The 16,033-nt window shown below is 35.6% G+C and carries 17 protein-coding genes and 1 pseudogene; 3 read left to right on the top strand and 15 right to left on the bottom strand.

The window, feature by feature from the left end; genetic code table 11:
- The first annotated feature begins 56 nt into the window (after positions 1-56).
- Positions 57-956 carry a DMT family transporter gene (locus AC5LWL_RS18945; RefSeq protein ID WP_493435763.1) on the top strand — a complete coding sequence of 300 codons (900 nt, stop codon included), beginning with the start codon at positions 57-59 and terminating at the stop codon, positions 954-956.
- A gap of 39 nt (positions 957-995) precedes the next feature.
- Here AC5LWL_RS18945 and AC5LWL_RS18950 read toward each other — a convergent pair whose 3' ends face one another.
- On the bottom strand, positions 996-2,078 hold the full coding sequence (locus AC5LWL_RS18950) for a DNA alkylation repair protein (protein ID WP_493435764.1): 1,083 nt from the start codon (positions 2,076-2,078) through the stop codon (positions 996-998).
- Between the two features lie 119 nt (positions 2,079-2,197).
- Positions 2,198-4,045 (bottom strand): asparagine synthase (glutamine-hydrolyzing), encoded by a 1,848-nt coding sequence (asnB, locus tag AC5LWL_RS18955; protein WP_493435765.1) that lies wholly within the window; start codon positions 4,043-4,045, stop codon positions 2,198-2,200.
- A gap of 350 nt (positions 4,046-4,395) precedes the next feature.
- Here asnB and AC5LWL_RS18960 point away from each other — a divergent pair, with 350 nt between their 5' ends.
- Positions 4,396-4,959, top strand: a complete 564-nt coding sequence (locus AC5LWL_RS18960) for a DUF2777 domain-containing protein (protein ID WP_493435766.1) — start codon at positions 4,396-4,398, stop codon at positions 4,957-4,959.
- 332 nt (positions 4,960-5,291) lie between these two features.
- Here the strand turns inward: AC5LWL_RS18960 and AC5LWL_RS18965 are convergent, their stop codons facing one another.
- The 5 genes and pseudogenes from AC5LWL_RS18965 to AC5LWL_RS18985 all read right to left on the bottom strand — a co-directional run bounded on the left by AC5LWL_RS18965 (position 5,292) and on the right by AC5LWL_RS18985 (position 8,966).
- Positions 5,292-5,543: a hypothetical protein gene (locus tag AC5LWL_RS18965; protein WP_493435767.1), complete on the bottom strand. Its 252-nt coding sequence runs from the start codon at positions 5,541-5,543 to the stop codon at positions 5,292-5,294.
- Positions 5,544-5,587: 44 nt separating this feature from the next.
- A pseudogene (locus AC5LWL_RS18970) lies at positions 5,588-5,788 on the bottom strand (RNA-guided endonuclease TnpB family protein); the annotation flags it as partial.
- A 259-nt stretch (positions 5,789-6,047) separates the two neighbouring features.
- Positions 6,048-6,446: an IS200/IS605 family transposase gene (tnpA, locus tag AC5LWL_RS18975; RefSeq protein ID WP_493435768.1), complete on the bottom strand. Its 399-nt coding sequence runs from the start codon at positions 6,444-6,446 to the stop codon at positions 6,048-6,050.
- Positions 6,447-6,680: 234 nt separating this feature from the next.
- Complete coding sequence (gene mobB / locus AC5LWL_RS18980; protein WP_493435769.1) at positions 6,681-7,184, bottom strand: molybdopterin-guanine dinucleotide biosynthesis protein B; 504 nt, start codon at positions 7,182-7,184, stop codon at positions 6,681-6,683.
- A gap of 486 nt (positions 7,185-7,670) precedes the next feature.
- Entirely contained in the window at positions 7,671-8,966 is a 1,296-nt protein-coding gene (locus AC5LWL_RS18985) for a molybdopterin molybdotransferase MoeA (protein ID WP_493435770.1), read from the bottom strand.
- Positions 8,967-9,349: 383 nt separating this feature from the next.
- Between AC5LWL_RS18985 and AC5LWL_RS18990 the strand changes: the two genes are divergently transcribed.
- Positions 9,350-9,946, top strand: coding sequence for a molybdenum cofactor guanylyltransferase (locus tag AC5LWL_RS18990; protein WP_493435771.1), 597 nt, complete (start codon positions 9,350-9,352; stop codon positions 9,944-9,946).
- 644 nt (positions 9,947-10,590) lie between these two features.
- Here the strand turns inward: AC5LWL_RS18990 and AC5LWL_RS18995 are convergent.
- The 8 genes from AC5LWL_RS18995 to AC5LWL_RS19030 form a co-directional block, all read right to left on the bottom strand.
- Positions 10,591-10,797, bottom strand: coding sequence for a hypothetical protein (locus tag AC5LWL_RS18995; RefSeq protein ID WP_493435772.1), 207 nt, complete (start codon positions 10,795-10,797; stop codon positions 10,591-10,593).
- Between the two features lie 51 nt (positions 10,798-10,848).
- Positions 10,849-11,010: a hypothetical protein gene (locus AC5LWL_RS19000; RefSeq protein WP_493435773.1), complete on the bottom strand. Its 162-nt coding sequence runs from the start codon at positions 11,008-11,010 to the stop codon at positions 10,849-10,851.
- A 279-nt stretch (positions 11,011-11,289) separates the two neighbouring features.
- Positions 11,290-11,580 (bottom strand): histidine phosphatase family protein, encoded by a 291-nt coding sequence (locus tag AC5LWL_RS19005; protein ID WP_493435774.1) that lies wholly within the window; start codon positions 11,578-11,580, stop codon positions 11,290-11,292.
- Between the two features lie 459 nt (positions 11,581-12,039).
- Positions 12,040-12,540 carry a VanZ family protein gene (locus AC5LWL_RS19010; RefSeq protein WP_493435775.1) on the bottom strand — a complete coding sequence of 167 codons (501 nt, stop codon included), beginning with the start codon at positions 12,538-12,540 and terminating at the stop codon, positions 12,040-12,042.
- 145 nt (positions 12,541-12,685) lie between these two features.
- Complete coding sequence (locus AC5LWL_RS19015) at positions 12,686-13,039, bottom strand: hypothetical protein (protein WP_493435776.1); 354 nt, start codon at positions 13,037-13,039, stop codon at positions 12,686-12,688.
- 397 nt (positions 13,040-13,436) lie between these two features.
- Entirely contained in the window at positions 13,437-13,700 is a 264-nt protein-coding gene (locus tag AC5LWL_RS19020) for a hypothetical protein (RefSeq protein WP_493435777.1), read from the bottom strand.
- Positions 13,701-13,893: 193 nt separating this feature from the next.
- Positions 13,894-15,210, bottom strand: a complete 1,317-nt coding sequence (locus AC5LWL_RS19025) for an IS1380 family transposase (protein ID WP_493435778.1) — start codon at positions 15,208-15,210, stop codon at positions 13,894-13,896.
- 148 nt (positions 15,211-15,358) lie between these two features.
- Entirely contained in the window at positions 15,359-15,712 is a 354-nt protein-coding gene (locus AC5LWL_RS19030; protein ID WP_493435779.1) for a hypothetical protein, read from the bottom strand.
- Between the last annotated feature and the right edge of the window lie 321 nt (positions 15,713-16,033).

Here is a 16,033-nt window from a genome sequence, read left to right on the forward strand (position 1 = left end):
AGCACTGAATTAGGACTATTATTTGATATGACTGAATAGACAGGAGGACTGCCATAATGCAAGAAGACAACTCTAAATCGATTGGACTGCCTTTAGTCATTTCGATTATCGCTATTTCTTTTTCTGCAATATTTGTAAAATGGTCTGATGCACCTGCAGCCATTTTAAGCATGTATCGAATGTGGCTGGCATGTGCATTAATGCTCCCAATGGTGTGGATGCATAGACAGGATTTAAAAAAATTATCCAAAAAGGATTGGTATCTACTATTCCTTTCTGGCACCTTTTTAGCCATGCATTTTGCTTTATGGTTTAGTTCATTAAAATTGACTACTGTAGCCAGCTCAACCATCATCCTTGCATTGCAGCCTATTGTTTCTCTAGTTGGCGGATTTCTATTTTTTAAGGAACGCACAACTTCTTCTGCCATTATGACAATGGCTATTGCAATTATCGGAGCGATGATGATTGGATGGGGAGATATTTCCTTAAATAGCAAAGCCATTCTCGGAGATTTCTATTCTTTTCTCAGCGTCCTTTCAGTGGTTGGCTATTTGTTAATCGGACAAAGCATTGTGAAAAAAATGTCTCACTGGGTATATACTTGTTTTGTGTTTTTTTTCGCAGCATGTTTATTAACCTTTTATAATCTGATAATCGGCGAATCGTTAACAGGCTATTCGGGGAAAGAATGGGGAATTTTCCTTCTTCTTGCTATCGTTCCTTCTCTTGCACACGTTATAAATAACTGGCTGCTGAATTATGTCAATGCTACTACTATTTCGATGAGCATTTTAGGAGAGCCTGTCGGTGCTACCATATTAGCCATATTATTATTAGGTGAACATTTAGTTGGCTGGCAAATTGTCGGTGGAATACTAGTATTAGCAGGTGTTTTCTTCTTTCTTGTCCAGCAGCAGCAAAAACGAGAAATCAGACAAAAAGAAGCCGTGTGAAAATACCTCCCTTGGAAAATATCCAAGGGTTTTTCATCTTTACTCTGCATCCATTACATCAAAATCGATAGACTCTCTTTCTACTCCATTAACGATAAGGTATAAAGTATGCTGTCCTTTATAATGCTTTCTTGTTGTTAGATCTTTAAAAGAATGAACTTTGGAATAAGCTTTTCTTTGTTCTGCCTGCAACATGGTTTCAGATAAATGAAACACCTTTTTGCTGCGTTTTCCATTTGCTTTTACATAATCGATTGCATATTCCACTCTGATTTTTTGCGGGTTAGGAGCATAAATCTCAAAGGAAAAAGCAATGCTTTCACCAATGGAAAGATGCTTTTTTTCACAATGAATCGTGCTGATTTTCAGCGATTCTCCTGCATCATATCCAAAAATAGTTAACACTTTGCTATCTCCTTTTTTTAATAACGTTCTGCAGGCATGCTTCACAATCCAATCTGTATAAGTATTTTCTCCGTACCAGGATGTTGCCAGCTCTACGACCAAATCAGGATGTGTTTTGGAAATATCATTAAGATTATTCGCTACGCTTTTTCGTACATATAATGAATCATCTGATTTTAAGCGTTCTAAAATCGGCAAAACTGGATACGGGTTCTTTTTTAACGCTGGAATCGACATACCCCAAGGTAATCTTGGACGGCAGCCTTCACTAGCAAAACGACGTACATGTTCATTTTCGCTTTTAGCCCAAATCTGCATTTGATTAAGCATTTTTTCCTGGTCATGCAAAAGATATGGTCTAACAGCAAACTCCGAAGTGGAATATTCTGTTAGAAATTGTAATGCAGCAATCGATTGCTCCCAATGGTTCTGCCCGTATACTTCTATATAATCCGGGAAAATAATACCTCCTAACCCTTTAAAAAAAGGAGCCGCTTTATAGAAGCAATCTAACACTTCTAGATAATCCAATGGCAGAGAATCATGAAGCGAAATCGTTAACCTCCGCATTCTCTCCTTTAATGCAAGCTCTTCCCAATCTTGTTGATAAACAGAATCAAAAAAAGACTGCTCATCAAAAGAAAGACATTCTTCTTTCATTTTATCTGCCAATTTTTCTACAAATGTTCTGTTATAAATATTTTTTAAAGGCTCCATTCTATCTCCTTCTTCTAGTTTTTCTTCTATCAGTATAACCGAACTGATGTTCTTTTAAAAGCAAAAAAAAGCTGCACCTAAAGATTTAGGAACAACCTCTTAACGTTCATTTTTTCCGCTTAATCTACTACATTGATATTATAATCCTTAAACCAATAATGAATTTGCGCTAAATGTGCCAGTAACTGCGGCCCTGTCATCAGCTGACCAAACCAAGGTTCTTTAAAAGCAGCTCCTTCTGTTTCGATAATTTGCGTTAACTTTTCTTTATCAAAAAATTCATATAGTGCAGAACTTTTGTCTGCTAATATGCCATTCAGCATATCTTTTACCGTTTTTGTATACACAGGATTATGGGTTTTTGGATATGGACTTTTTTTACGATAAAGAATTTCGTCTGGAAGAATTCCTTCTAATGCCTTACGTAATAAACCTTTTTCTCTATTTTGATAGTTTTTCATTTCCCACGGAACATTCCACACATATTCAACTAGACGATGATCGGCAAATGGTACACGCACTTCTAAGCTTGCGCCCATACTCATTCGATCTTTTCTTTCTAATAATGTTGTCATAAACCATAATTGGTTAAGATAGAATAATTCTCTTCTTTTCGCATCTTCTTTGCTTTCGCCTTCTAATTTCGGTGTTTCCAAAATTGTTTGATTATATTTATCCAGCATATACTCTTCTAATTTTAATTTTTTGCTCCAATCGCCTTTTAACAAGCCCTGTCTTTCTTGAATAGATCTCATCCATGGAAAACCGCCGCGAGCTAAGTCTGCTTCTCTTCTAAACCATGGATAGCCTCCAAAAATTTCATCCGCACATTCTCCTGATAAACTCACTACAAAATCCTTTTTTATTTCTCTGCAGAACCATAATAAAGAAGAATCTACATCTGCCATACCTGGTACATCTCTTACTGTCACCGCTTCATGTAAGTATTGAGCCAATTTCTCTTGTGTAATCACACAATTATGGTGGGTCGTTCCAAAAGTATCCGTCATTTTTTTAATATACACACCATCTGAATTAGGTTGAAATTCAGTGGCTTTAAAAAATTTATCGTTTCCTTCATAATCGATGGAATAAGTATGAAGTGGCCCTTTGCCTGTTTTTTGATATTCATTTGATGCAATTGCAGTAATAGCACTTGAATCAACACCACCAGATAAGAAAGTACTAAGCGGCACATCCGAAACTAGCTGTCTTGTAACAGCATCTTGAAATAAAAATCGTACTTTTTCTACCGTTTCTTCAAAAGAATCTTCATGCTTTTCACTTTTCACATTCCAATAACGCCAAATTTTCAAACCATCCTGTGAAAATTTGAGCGCATGACCTGGTCGTAATTCTTTAATTCCTTTAAAGATACCAGATCCTGGTGTATGGGAAGGCCCTAATGCAAATACTTCAGCCAATCCTTCTCGATCTAATTCTGCTTTTACATTAGGATGTGCCAATAAAGCTTTAATTTCCGATCCAAAAATAATGCCTGTTCCTACTTCCGCATAAAATAGCGGTTTAACTCCTAGGCGATCTCTTCCTATGAATAAAGTATTTCTTTTTTCGTCCCAAACTGCAAAAGCAAAAATTCCATTTAAGTATTGTAAGCAATCTTCACCCCATTCGATATAAGAAGCTAATAAAACTTCTGTATCAGAATGACCTTTAAATGAATATCCTTTTATTAGTAATTCTTTTCTTATGTCTTCTGTATTGTACAACTCACCATTGTAGCAAATCGTATAATGAAAGCCCTGTTTTTCTTTCGTCATTGGTTGAATGCCATTTAATGGGTCTACTACTACTAAACGTTTATGACCAAACCCTGCATGAAGTGCCGTCCAAACATTTGTATCATCTGGTCCTCTTTTTGCCAACGTTTCTGCCATTGCTGTTAATATCTCTGCTTTTTTTCTCAAGTCGCTTTTGTAATCAACCCAACCTGTTATTCCACACATGAGTATCATCCTTTCTAAGTGGAATCTTGATTAGCTATCAATCAATATGGAGTATTCTATGCGAGAAGATAAAAATGGTTATTTGTCCATAGAAATTTTAAAGAAAAGGGAACAGATTTACTTCGATGAGAATATCCAGTGAATTTTCTTTTTATGCCCAAAAGGTTGGCTTTGCTTCAATCCCACCCTTATTAGACGTAAACAAAAACTCTTTTTTATCAGGAAAATAAAAACAATTTATTGATAAGTGCGTGTTCAAAAAGGAGGATTCAACTTTTTGAACAGCCTCTATAAGTTTAAAAACTGCAACTTCTGTCTACAAAGAATATAAGGGAATAAATAGGAGGTTTATGATGAAACAGCAGCGTGCAAAATTGATTGAGTATCAAACCCGTGCGTTTACGATGGGAACTGTTGAATATATGAATGACCAATGGATTTTTTTTGATGATGAAACGGAGGAAGCTTCTAATTTAGAGGAATATCTTCATCAAGAAATTGAAATTTTATTATTAAATAATTGGCGTAAAGGAATACTGTTAGATGATGGAAGAGTCAGTGCTTCTGGATCCATCTTTTCCCTTAAAAATCAAGATACCATCCGTATTCGCAAGCACCTTGTCTTTGCCTTAGAGAGATTATTAGAAGAAGTTAGTGATGATAGCTTTTATCAATTTGTCACCACCCTTAATACGCTGAAGTTCTCCATTTATGATTGTATATACTGTTACAACCAATTAACGTTCCTGAAAGATGTTAAACGCAAGAGTGGTGTTAATATGATGATATTTGATAATCAGGAAGGGTTGTGCAGCGTTAATCATCATTTTTACTATAATGAAAAAATTAGCGATCGATTTGAATTTACATTAAATACTGGGAAACGGATGATTATTGAGAAACTATCGTCTTGAGATATAATAGGATTTTTTAGATATTTTCTTTCTAAAAGGCTGACTGTGGTTGGTCTTTTTTGCTTTTATTTTTGTTATCTTTCTTTTTTTGGCTACCATGAAAAAAGGGTTCCTTACACTCTCAATTAGTCCGCAGTCAGAATACACTTCGCTTTCCATGGGGCGGGCGCCGAGCCTCCTCGCTGCGCTGCGGGGTCTCGCCTGTCCCGCTAATCCCATAGGAGTCTTCGTGTATTCTGACTGCTCCCTGCTTCAAACTTAGACCATAAAACAATATGGAAGCTGCTTTTTTTCATGTAACTTCATATCTTTTTTTATTAAAGGATAACTTTTTATAGACGGATGAAACTAAATAACTTTTTAAAACGTATATATCTAGAATGAATGAAAAAGACATTCCTGCTTTTCACTTTGATAAGAAAGGATGCACGATTATACGCTTCATATTCATACTTTTTAGCAAGCAAGGAAAATTTAGTACGTAGTATGCCAATTTCTGTGCCTTGTTTATCGTAAATTTTCCATTTAAGTCCAAGCATAGGGAATTTTCCACTTGTTAGAATATTTCCATCATTATCAAGCATCTGAACGCCTGAAGTAAAGCTGCTCTTTAAATCGAGAGTTCCAATTTAATCGCTTGGTTTTTAACGGCACTTGGCAATAGGGCAGAAATATCTTTGCTTGATTTTTTCGTGCTTTTCTTCTCGACCGCCATTTCAGACACAAGGGTATTGATAGTAGAAATATACGATTTACTCATTTCTGACAAAATAGAAGCCTGTTCTTTTGTTGGAAGTAGTTTAACTTTAACCGTTATTATTTGCGACATTGTTTCACCGCCAAATCACGAATTTCTTTCGCTCTCTTAATTCTTCTGTACTCATCTAAAGTAGCGTCTCGGATAATAACCCAACCATAGCGTTTCCCTTATGTAACCATTTGGGATATTGATATTGGATTTATCACAATCGTTTCTTCCGCATAAAACCATTATTGCTTTTTCATAGCTATCCCTATAATCTCTGTTAAATTTGGCATCTTTTACAAATTGTTCAAAACCACAACTATGACATTTTACTCACAACGATTCACCCCCTTGTTTTTTGTTGTTCAACATAACGTTTAATGGTTTCACTCGATACATTTCCTGCGGTAGATACAAAGTAGGAACGTGTCCAAAGGCTTGGCAAGTGTTTTAGATGAAGAAATTCTTCTCTCAACTTTTTAGAAGTCACGCCTTTGATTTTTGCCATAATATCAGCAGGACTAAATGTTGGTAGTGCGTTCAAGAACATGTGGGTATGGTCTTTGTCACATTCCAAAGCGACAATAACAATTTTTAATTCTTCACCTATTTCTTGGACTAATTGTTTGAATCGTTCCTCTACATCAGTACGAAGGAATATTTTCCTTCTATATCGAGGACAAAAAACGAAATGATAGTTAATTAATGATACGGTTGTGTTTGTTCTTCTGTATTCGTTCATATACACATTGTATCAGTTTTATTTGCAAACTACAACGAATATACATAAATATAGAGTGGCATTTTCAGATACTTGAAGTACCACAAACCTTTCGGTTTTAGTGGCACTCCGTATCTGACCTCACTCTCATCCCACCCCTAAAGGGGGTGCTATCGCACCGTAATGGGCTTTCCCGTTCGGAAAGTCTGTAATAGTCAAATTTCACATTATTTACTATCAAAAAAACGTTTGATTCTAGTTTTTTCTGAAAGTTTGATAATATTCCAACACAATTTTGGTGATTTTCTGTGTATCTGATACATCAACTATCAGCATGTTCTCATTCTTGTTATATGGAATCCAAGCTGCTACAAGGAGAATGTCTTTTATTTTCGGCAAAAGTTCAAGATCTTCTTCTTCCCGAAGCATCACAATTTTGGTATAATTCTCTGTTTTAAAACCCTCCACTAAAATTATATCAAGTCCTTCCATTGTTTTAACCAGATCATGCAAAGCTACTGTATTTCGTCGAATTAATGCTGTCTTTGCACTGGAAGTAATGGCTACTATCTCTGCTCCTGATTGATAATGCTTCCACGTATCTCGACCTTCATGATCTATTTCAAACCCATGGGCGTCATGTTTTATTGTACCTATTCTATAGCCGTAAGAACGTAGCTCTTTTATCAGTCGACAAATCAAATGTGTTTTACCTGAATTTTTGTAACCTACTATCTGGATAATACAAGGATTGGGCAAACCGAAAACCTCTCTTTCAACTAGTTATTGTATTCTTTTTTAACTTAAGTGATCTACCTAGTAGAAGGGAATTTTAAAAAAACTATTTAGGATACGGGCAGAATGAAAAATGTATTTTGCAGGATTTAATTATAAGGCTACTCTGAAGAGATGGTTCCAGCAGTTGGAATAAACTTCGCTTTCCTGTGAGCTACGCTTAATCCTCCTCGCTATGCTTCGGGGTCTCGTCTTTCTCGCATTCCTACGGGTGCCTTCGTGTATTCTGCCTGCTCCCTGCTTATAAATTTAAGAAAACTCCTTCTTTTCATGTGCCCTGGTACGAATTTTGTTGCATGGTGTTTATAAATAAAAAAATATATGTAAAGGTTATGTAAAAAAGTAGTATATCAATTTCAAATTATTTTTCGAGCTCTTTACTAAGTGCTAGTTATTAGCATGCTTTGACTAATTTCACTTTGTCAAAGCAGCCTTAATTCCATTTGCACACTACTTGTAATGAGGAACAATATCAGACCATGGCCACTCACTACCGTGGTTATCTTCCAAAAGCAGTACGTCCACTTCCATGCCTTTTTTGTAACCTCTTGTCCCACCTGGTAAAATAATAATGCCATTTGCATCTATTAAAGATGATATAGAGTTTGATTTGTCAAATCCTGAGGGTGAAACGAGTAGAGTGCTTTTATCATGAGTAATATTTCCTCGTATAAAACGAGTAAAGGGATTCGACTTTAAATAGTTATTGTTTAGTAGGGCTTTCACTTTCTTTAAATGCGGTTTTTCCTTAAATAATATCGACTGAATAACTGGACGGACAAGTATCTCAAAGCCTACATAACATGCTGAGGGATTACCTGATAATCCAACTAATAGCTTTCCCTGCAGTTGTGATACGGTTGTTATACTGCCCGGACGCATCGCAATTTTATTAAAAAGAACTTCCGCTTCCAATTTCTCGTATATTTCGGGTAAGTAATCATAGTCTCCTACCGATACTCCACCTGTTGTGATTAGAACATCGACATGTCTTAAAGCTTTCTGTACTTCTAAAAAACACATCTCAAAATTATCACTAATTTCTCCAAAATATCTTGCCTCTCCTCCAGCTCTTTTTATTTGAGCAAGAAGCATATACGTATTGCTATTTCTTACTTTCCCTTCTTGTAATGGTTCATTTATATTCAGTAGCTCACTTCCTGTTGCCAATACCCCAATAACAGGTTTTTTCGATACAGGCACCTCACTGTATCCAAATGTCGCCAATAACGCTATAATTCCTGGGTTAATGCATGTTCCTTTCCTTACAAGTATCTCTTCTTTCTTTATATCTTCACCTTTGTAGGAAATATTGTCTCCTTTATTTAAAACTCTCTTAATTTCTATATATTTTTTTGTACCCGTTTTAACTTCTCGTACTAGTTCTAACATGATTATCGCATTGCAGCCCTTAGGTATTTGAGCACCTGTCATAATACGAACAGCTTGAAATGAATCCACTGATTGATTAAAAACATTTCCTGCACCAATTTCACCAATTACTTCAAACCTAATTGGGTGATGATGGTCCGCCTTATTAGTATCCTCCGCTCTTATTGCAAACCCATCATAAGGTGATCTGTCAAAAGATGGCACATCATGAGTAGCTGTTAAATCTTCAGCTAAAAATCTGTTATAAGCATTTTCAATCGAAACCATTTCTTTCCATTTTAATTGTAAGTTAGCAAATTTCATTACTTTTGCAATGGCATCCTCTACCTTAATCGGCACTCTTTTTTCTAACATATCTACCAGCCTCTCTAACTTTTGAGTCAATGAACCATTTCATCATTAATTATCCATTCATTTAGAACATTCTATAAGGCACACTAATGGATAACAATTATCACTGCACATTTATACCATAATTCTCCATAATGTGTTTATATCTTGTAATTTCAAAAAAAATTCTTTATCGTAAAAGAAAACTATAGGCTTTTTTGTAGCTAATAATAATCTATTTAAGGAGTGTGTTTAAAAATAGTGCATCAATTCATTTCATTTAATACCACTAGTAACACAAGAACATTTGAAAATGACCTAAGGGGTAAGAAAATTAGAAATATATTTAGCCAGAATAAATTTACACTCCCACTATTCACGTATTTTACCGAGGAATTAAATAGAATATGAAAATTGCAGGAATCATTTTAGCCGGCGGAAAATCATCGAGATACGGTAAACCCAAAATGTTTGAAATGTATAAAAGCAAATATTTTTATCAGCATAGCGTGGATGCCTTAAAAGATAATTCCATTTTTCCCGTTATTATTTCTACAAATCTTGATTTACTCTATACATTTCCACAAATTGATCATACTGATTTTTTTATTGAACAGGAAACCTATCAAGGTCCTTTATCAGCAATTCACAATGTTGCATTAACCATACCAGATGTCGATTGGTTTTTTGTTTTATCATGCGATATCCCATTTGTCTCATCCGCTTTTGTCCATGAGTTACTAGGGAAAATAGATAAATACGATAACCATTATGATGCCATTGTTCCCTACCAATCCAATAAAGCCCAGCCACTTATGGCACTTTATCATCGTAGGATTCTTAAAAAATTTGAATATCTACTTTTAAGTGGTGAAAAAAAAATGCACGTATTACTAAATAATATCAATGTAAAAAGGATAGATTTTTCAGAAAAAGAAAAAGCATTTACCAATATAAACTACCATCAAGAATTTTTGAATATATTAAATAATCAGAAAAAATGATGTAAAGCCATTCAGAAAAGAAATTCCCTTCCAGTTGCACAGATTGCAGGAATTATGACAGCATAAAAAACAGCTGATACCATACCAATATGTAATCCGCCTATCTTTCTAAAAATCAAAGGTACTATTCGACCCTGTTTTCCCTTCTTTTAGATACTTGCTACATTCTTTAAAGTAAGGTTAATTCTGTTAAATCGTCTGGAAGAGGCAGCGTTATACGAAAATTATAACATATTGATGTCCGTTAACCCCATTTCCATGCACCACTAGGTACTCATACCTTTCATTTATATACAAATCCAAGTTCATAAACGGAACATTTTCATCCAATCCCTATTTACATCGTCCCGGTCATGGTTAAAATACAAAATACTTACATTTTGTATTTTAAAATATGCGTAATGGAATATATCCTTTCCTTTCTTTCAGCTGCTTTTAAAACAGGAATATGTTTTATAAATCCTTTTGGTTCAACAGGCAGTTTCATTTGATCCTGTCTTTTGATTACGCCAAAAAAAGGAATTCAGAAAACGTTCTCGGATCCCCCGCCCGTAGGATGATGCTCCCATATATCTCTGTCCTCCACCACGTTTAATTGATTAAAAAAGCGATGATGAATGATTCCTTTTTTGTATTCCAAATCATTATGTGCCAGTAAGTTTTCTACTTTTATATTCTTTAACCCTGTTTCCTCTTCCACTTCTCGAATAAAGTGTTTCATTTTTCTCTACCGTACCTTTTGGAATTTGTATGCCTACTTCTTTGATCGAGTGTTCAAGAACCAAAATCTGTGTTTGCCTGCCTTCATCATCCTCGTAATATAAACCACACATTTTTTTGATGATTTTCAAGAAGGCTCCCTCCTTGTCACATCGTCTATATTGCCAAATTATAAATACTTCTTATTCATTTGTTCTCCAAATCCGTTTAATGGAAACCTTTTTCTCTAGAAAAGTTATTTCAAATATATCTGGATTGGATAGCTCTTTCCATTGGGTAAAGCCAAAATCAGCATCAAAGTAATTTAATAATAATGCCAATAAATTTCCATGTGTGACTATCACTATATTTTCTGCCTGTCGGTGAAGGCATTCCTCTATAACCGAACCCCCCGCTTCATCGCTTCTTTACTAGATTCGCCGCCTTGATATTTACGTTCTAAATCTATAAATGTTTTCTCGAGCATTTGAAGCCAATCAGGATGTGGGGAAGCACATGATCTGATCAAGCTGTCGACAAACGCTCGATTTCTTCGTTGTTCGCCTCACTCGGATGCTCATTACCCAATAAAGGTAACTCCGCTCCTCCCAAGGCTTCTCGCCTCGAAATACAAACGTTTTCGATCAGCTTAAAATTTTAGAAAATAATACTTTTCCTCTGCTCTCTAAGAATATTCTTTCTTTTAATCGTTTATCGGTATTAATCGTATACCCTAATTGTTGTGCTAAAGGCAAAATCGATTGAATAGCTCGTTGGTAAGGACTAGCAATGATAAGATCTATTTTTTTGTTGCTGAAAAAATCCGCTACCTTTTTTGCTTGCTGTATACCTGTCTTCGTTAATTCTGCACTAGCATCTTGACCTTCCGCCTCACAATGGCGGATAAGATAAAAGGTTTTATTTTTTACATTCATATGTATTATTCACCACCAGCTGTTATTCTTCATTAATATACTACTAATCTGTGAGAATCCCTTTTTTTCTGTGTTATTATTGTGATTTTTCCGCTGAAAAGAAGCACAAATGTCTTGAACATTTTATTAGAACTATATGCTGGCACTGGATACAGACACAACCGCCATGTTATCCACATCCCATTTTTTTTATAATTTCTTGGTAGAGACACCCATGCTAATAAATTTACACCATAGCACATGAAATGAAGCAATTTTCTTAAGCAGGGAGCAGTCAGAATACACGAAGACTCCTATGGGATTTGCGGGACAGGCGAGACCCACAGGAGCAAAGCTCCGAGGAGGATCGGCGCCCGCCCCATGGAAAGCGAAGTGTATTCTGACTGCGGACTATTTGAGAGCGTAAAGAACCATTTTTTTCAAGGTAGACAATAAAAAAATGCCTGCTTCTAATGGAAGCTAGACATTTAATTTATCGCTATGCTTGAGCCTCTGTTTTTTCAAATAAATAATCTGACACAAAATCTTAACAGGAAAATACCCTACTATTCCTCCTAATGTATTTAAGATTAAATCATCTACATCAAAACTCCCCAGAGAAAACACAAGTTGAAAAATTTCATAAGTAAAACTTAAACAAAAGGTAGCTATTGCGATGGATTTAAGATTTGTCATTTTTCGAGATAATAGCGGCAATATAAAACCGAATGGAACAAAACCAATAATATTGCCAATCAGATTATCCATACGGATATTCGTATTAATATCCCCCATAAACAAATAAAAACCAATCGTTTTAAAAGGAATAAAATTATGTGTTTGCCAATAGTATTGATGATTCCCTTTAAATTGCTCCATGATATAGGTAAAATCACCATGTTTAAATAGAATAAGTTTTGTCAAAATGACAAGATACAAACATAATAAGATAGATAATATAAACTTCAGTAATAATTTCATTCTAACTTTTTCTCAAACCTTTCTTTCAAACTCCTTCTTATTATGAAACGATTCAACTTCCTCTATTGTTTCATTTTTTTGCTGTATCTTTTTCAAAAAAATCCTCTAAGAAATTCAATAGAGGAATAAGTTTATATTTCCTCTGCTAATCTACTAAAATAACAAACTCTGTGCTGTTTTCTTGATTATCGTTTTCATCCTCATGATAAAAGTGTAACTGTAATTTCGAAAGATCGTCAGGCAACGTTGGAGTTATAATAAACTCATGAGCAACATGACCTTCCGTTCCTCCACCTCCTGATGATCTGCAATGATAAGCCTCTCCAAGATATAATTCTAATAAGGGGGGATGCTTTCGATTCGTTGTCGAATCCCAATCTACTGTTACATGCAGAACACTAGCATTGGAATACTGCCTAACGAAGCTAACCGTGTATATAAAATGATTTACTTCCTTCGACTTTAAGAGGTTGTTCAAAAAGTCCGGTAAAAATGACACATCGAATTTCTTCGTTGGTTTGCTTCTCCGCTTCTCACGTATTTACACCATACGTTCCGATGCTCAAAGCTAAACCGCCTCGAACTTCTCGGTCCTTTTTATCCTCCTTTTTGAACACGCACTTTAATACAAGAATATGTTTTCTGAAACTTTCTGGTTCCATTGGGGGTTTGTATCGAGTCAATTCTAAATCAGAGAATATCGTCTTTAGCAGTTCTGCTGGGAGATTATACGTTTTTTCCCATTCTGTAATGTTTTCTAGAGGAGGTACCAGATGACTATTTTTAGTGTAATCTATCCGCTGTTTTAAGAATGCACAAATAGTTTCATCCATTGCAGTTAATTTTTCATCATAGAGCTTTTTTTGTCCTTTAAATGATGTAATCGTCCTCTCCTCCTAAAAATCAAAGGTAATATTTAACCCTGTTTCCACTTCTTTTAGATGATTGCTAAACTCTTTAAAAATAAAAGTTAATCCCGTTAAATCGTCTGGAAGGGGTGGTGTTATATGAAATTTATAGCATTGATGTCCGTTAACTCCATTTCCATGCCCCACTAGGCACTCATACCTTTCATTTATATACAAATCCAAGTTCATAAACGGGACATTTTCATTCCTATTTACATCGTCCCAGTCAAGGTTAAAACCTAAATTATTCATACATCCAAATAAAAGCTTGATTTGACATCGAAGCCAAGCATTTTTCTGTTGTGTTATTTAAAAATAGGGTGTGATTATGATAATTATCATGAGGTACAGTTAGTAGCACTAAAAAATGGCCACTTTTGGACATACTTCTCCCTTGGTTTTAAGGAGGCCTTTAAAAAATGTTAGGATGATCATTATTTGTGGTTCATTCTAGCTTGAGGCTCTGAATTCGTTGTAGTACCTTCCAGAAAAACGATTGATACACAAAGCTGGAAGATAATTTAAAGTAAAAGGATCGTCCTGATTTCACCAATTTACTGGCAACTTTAACGATCCTTGTTCGTATCGTCTGAATTTGCATGTTTTTCTGTTCTTCTGGAAAACAAAGTGTGCGTAACCAATTCGTTAGGTTATACGCTAACAAACTTAGCATCATCCTTACTTCGTTTGTCTCAAAGTTATGGCTGCTCATTCGATCCAGGTAAAAACCATTTTTTGCTTCCTTGATATAGTTCTCCATCGTTCCTCTTTTTTGGTAGGATCGAACAATGTCTTTTGGAGAGAATGCATCTATCAAGTTCGTTACAAAGAATGCATGCGTAAAAAACAATTCGCCAGCCGGACGAACAGATTGGATGATCACTTTTCTTGGTTTGGACCATGATTTTGCTTGATATTCGGTTTCCTCATAATAGCATTCCGACTTTGTCACGTCGGTTGGTGTGGTTGAGGGATGAAGTTCGTCGGCAAGTCGCTGCAAGTTTGCATTGGATTTCAAACGAATGACATAATAAACGGATTCCTCTTCACAAAGCTCATACAAAGCCGGAACAGCAAAACCACTATCTCCACGTAAGAATGGTATCGTCTCTGGAAACTTTTCATTGTAATGGCTGATGAGTGGTTGTACAAAATCCACAACACCGTTGGAAGTATAGACATTTCCTGGTCGCAGTTTAGCCTTTATAAAATCACCTGTTACGCCATCGAACGCAACCAATGGGTGAAAACCGATGGTCCCATAATGCGTGTTGAAAGCTGTAACTTCTTGGTCTCCGTATGTATCCGCATGGGTGGAATCCAAATCCAGGATGATTGCTTTGGAATCTCTAAATTGATGTACGTTGTCCAAAAGTTCTTGGTTTGCTTGATTTAATTGTTTGATGGATTGGTTATCAAATCGTGGGAACAGACGAGACAAACTGGGTTGAGAAGCTAACGCATTTGTGTCAACAATTTGTGTAAAAACAGGATCGTTCGTCAATTGATCAGCAGCGTCATCTTCAGGATATCCAGCAATGATTTGATAGATTTTTTGACGAAGCAATTGCTCATTTGAATGAACAAAGTAACGTCTGTCGTCCTTTAGCTCTAAATGCTTCTCCAATGTGGAGAAGAAACCAATTTTCTCATCGAATTCTCTAAACAAGAATTCACCCGTATCGGATGATAGAGCACCTCCATCATTAGACAACTTAATTTGACGATTGAAATCTAGTGTTATTTGCGGTAAAGTAGCCATTATAAGAACCCTTTCTGTTGGTTATTTGTTCGTACTTTAACTCTAACAGAAATGGGTTCTTTTTTCATTTATTTGATGCATGGCTAACACAGCGGAATTCCTTGATATACAAGGGCTCGTAAGTGATCTTTGAATTTCTATGAATAATTCAGGTAAAATACATAATACTTACATTTTTGTATTGTAAAATATGCGTAATGGAATATATCCTTTCTTTTTTCTCAGCTGCTTTTAAAACAGGAATATGTTTTATAAATCCTTTTGGTTCAACAGGAAGTTTCATTTGATCCTGTCTTTTGATTAAGCCAAAAAAGGTGTTCAGAAAACGTTCGTGGGAATCATACTGTTCCGCCCATATTTGGATAAACCGTGCAGGAGGCATTCCTGATTGCTTGCCGCAAATTTCTTTTCTCTTTTGTAAAAGTGCACATAATTCTCCATCAATAGTTAGAAGCCTCTCGTCATACTGATTTTCTTGTGCTTGATTTCGTTTTGACTTCATGTGTCTTCACTCCTTCCTTTTATCTTCAACTAGTAAAATTTAATTAGTAATTCTATCTAGTGATTTATACGACACTGTTAAAAGCTGCCCACAATGCTTTTCTTCTTCAGGGAGTATAGACAGACATGCAATTTAAGCCAAGAATAGTGCTGGTTTGAAGAGATATCCGCTCGACGCCCGCCCCATGGAAAAGCGAAGTGTATTCCGGCTGCGGACTTATCGAGAGAGCCGCTTTTCAGTTTAGCCAATCTCTAAAAGAAAAATTTCTATATTAAAACTTTTCTATAATCTTTTCCTTTTTTCCTGCAAAGAATAACCATT

The organism is Niallia sp. WK069_GA_01 (assembly GCF_983173855.1).

Excerpts from the sequence above, each read along its gene's own strand:
- AC5LWL_RS18950 (WP_493435764.1), bottom strand. The coding sequence starts at position 2,078 with ATGGAGCCTTTAAAAAATATTTATAACAGAACATTTGTAGAAAAATTG.
- AC5LWL_RS18960 (WP_493435766.1), top strand. The coding sequence starts at position 4,396 with ATGATGAAACAGCAGCGTGCAAAATTGATTGAGTATCAAACCCGTGCG.
- AC5LWL_RS18990 (WP_493435771.1), top strand. The coding sequence starts at position 9,350 with ATGAAAATTGCAGGAATCATTTTAGCCGGCGGAAAATCATCGAGATAC.
- tnpA (WP_493435768.1), bottom strand. The coding sequence starts at position 6,446 with ATGAACGAATACAGAAGAACAAACACAACCGTATCATTAATTAACTAT.
- AC5LWL_RS19005 (WP_493435774.1), bottom strand. The coding sequence starts at position 11,580 with ATGAATGTAAAAAATAAAACCTTTTATCTTATCCGCCATTGTGAGGCG.
- AC5LWL_RS19030 (WP_493435779.1), bottom strand. The coding sequence starts at position 15,712 with ATGAAGTCAAAACGAAATCAAGCACAAGAAAATCAGTATGACGAGAGG.
- AC5LWL_RS18945 (WP_493435763.1), top strand. The coding sequence starts at position 57 with ATGCAAGAAGACAACTCTAAATCGATTGGACTGCCTTTAGTCATTTCG.
- AC5LWL_RS18965 (WP_493435767.1), bottom strand. The coding sequence starts at position 5,543 with ATGCTTGATAATGATGGAAATATTCTAACAAGTGGAAAATTCCCTATG.
- AC5LWL_RS19025 (WP_493435778.1), bottom strand. The coding sequence starts at position 15,210 with ATGGCTACTTTACCGCAAATAACACTAGATTTCAATCGTCAAATTAAG.
- AC5LWL_RS18985 (WP_493435770.1), bottom strand. The coding sequence starts at position 8,966 with ATGTTAGAAAAAAGAGTGCCGATTAAGGTAGAGGATGCCATTGCAAAA.
- AC5LWL_RS19010 (WP_493435775.1), bottom strand. The coding sequence starts at position 12,540 with ATGAAATTATTACTGAAGTTTATATTATCTATCTTATTATGTTTGTAT.
- AC5LWL_RS19020 (WP_493435777.1), bottom strand. The coding sequence starts at position 13,700 with ATGAATAATTTAGGTTTTAACCTTGACTGGGACGATGTAAATAGGAAT.
- asnB (WP_493435765.1), bottom strand. The coding sequence starts at position 4,045 with ATGTGTGGAATAACAGGTTGGGTTGATTACAAAAGCGACTTGAGAAAA.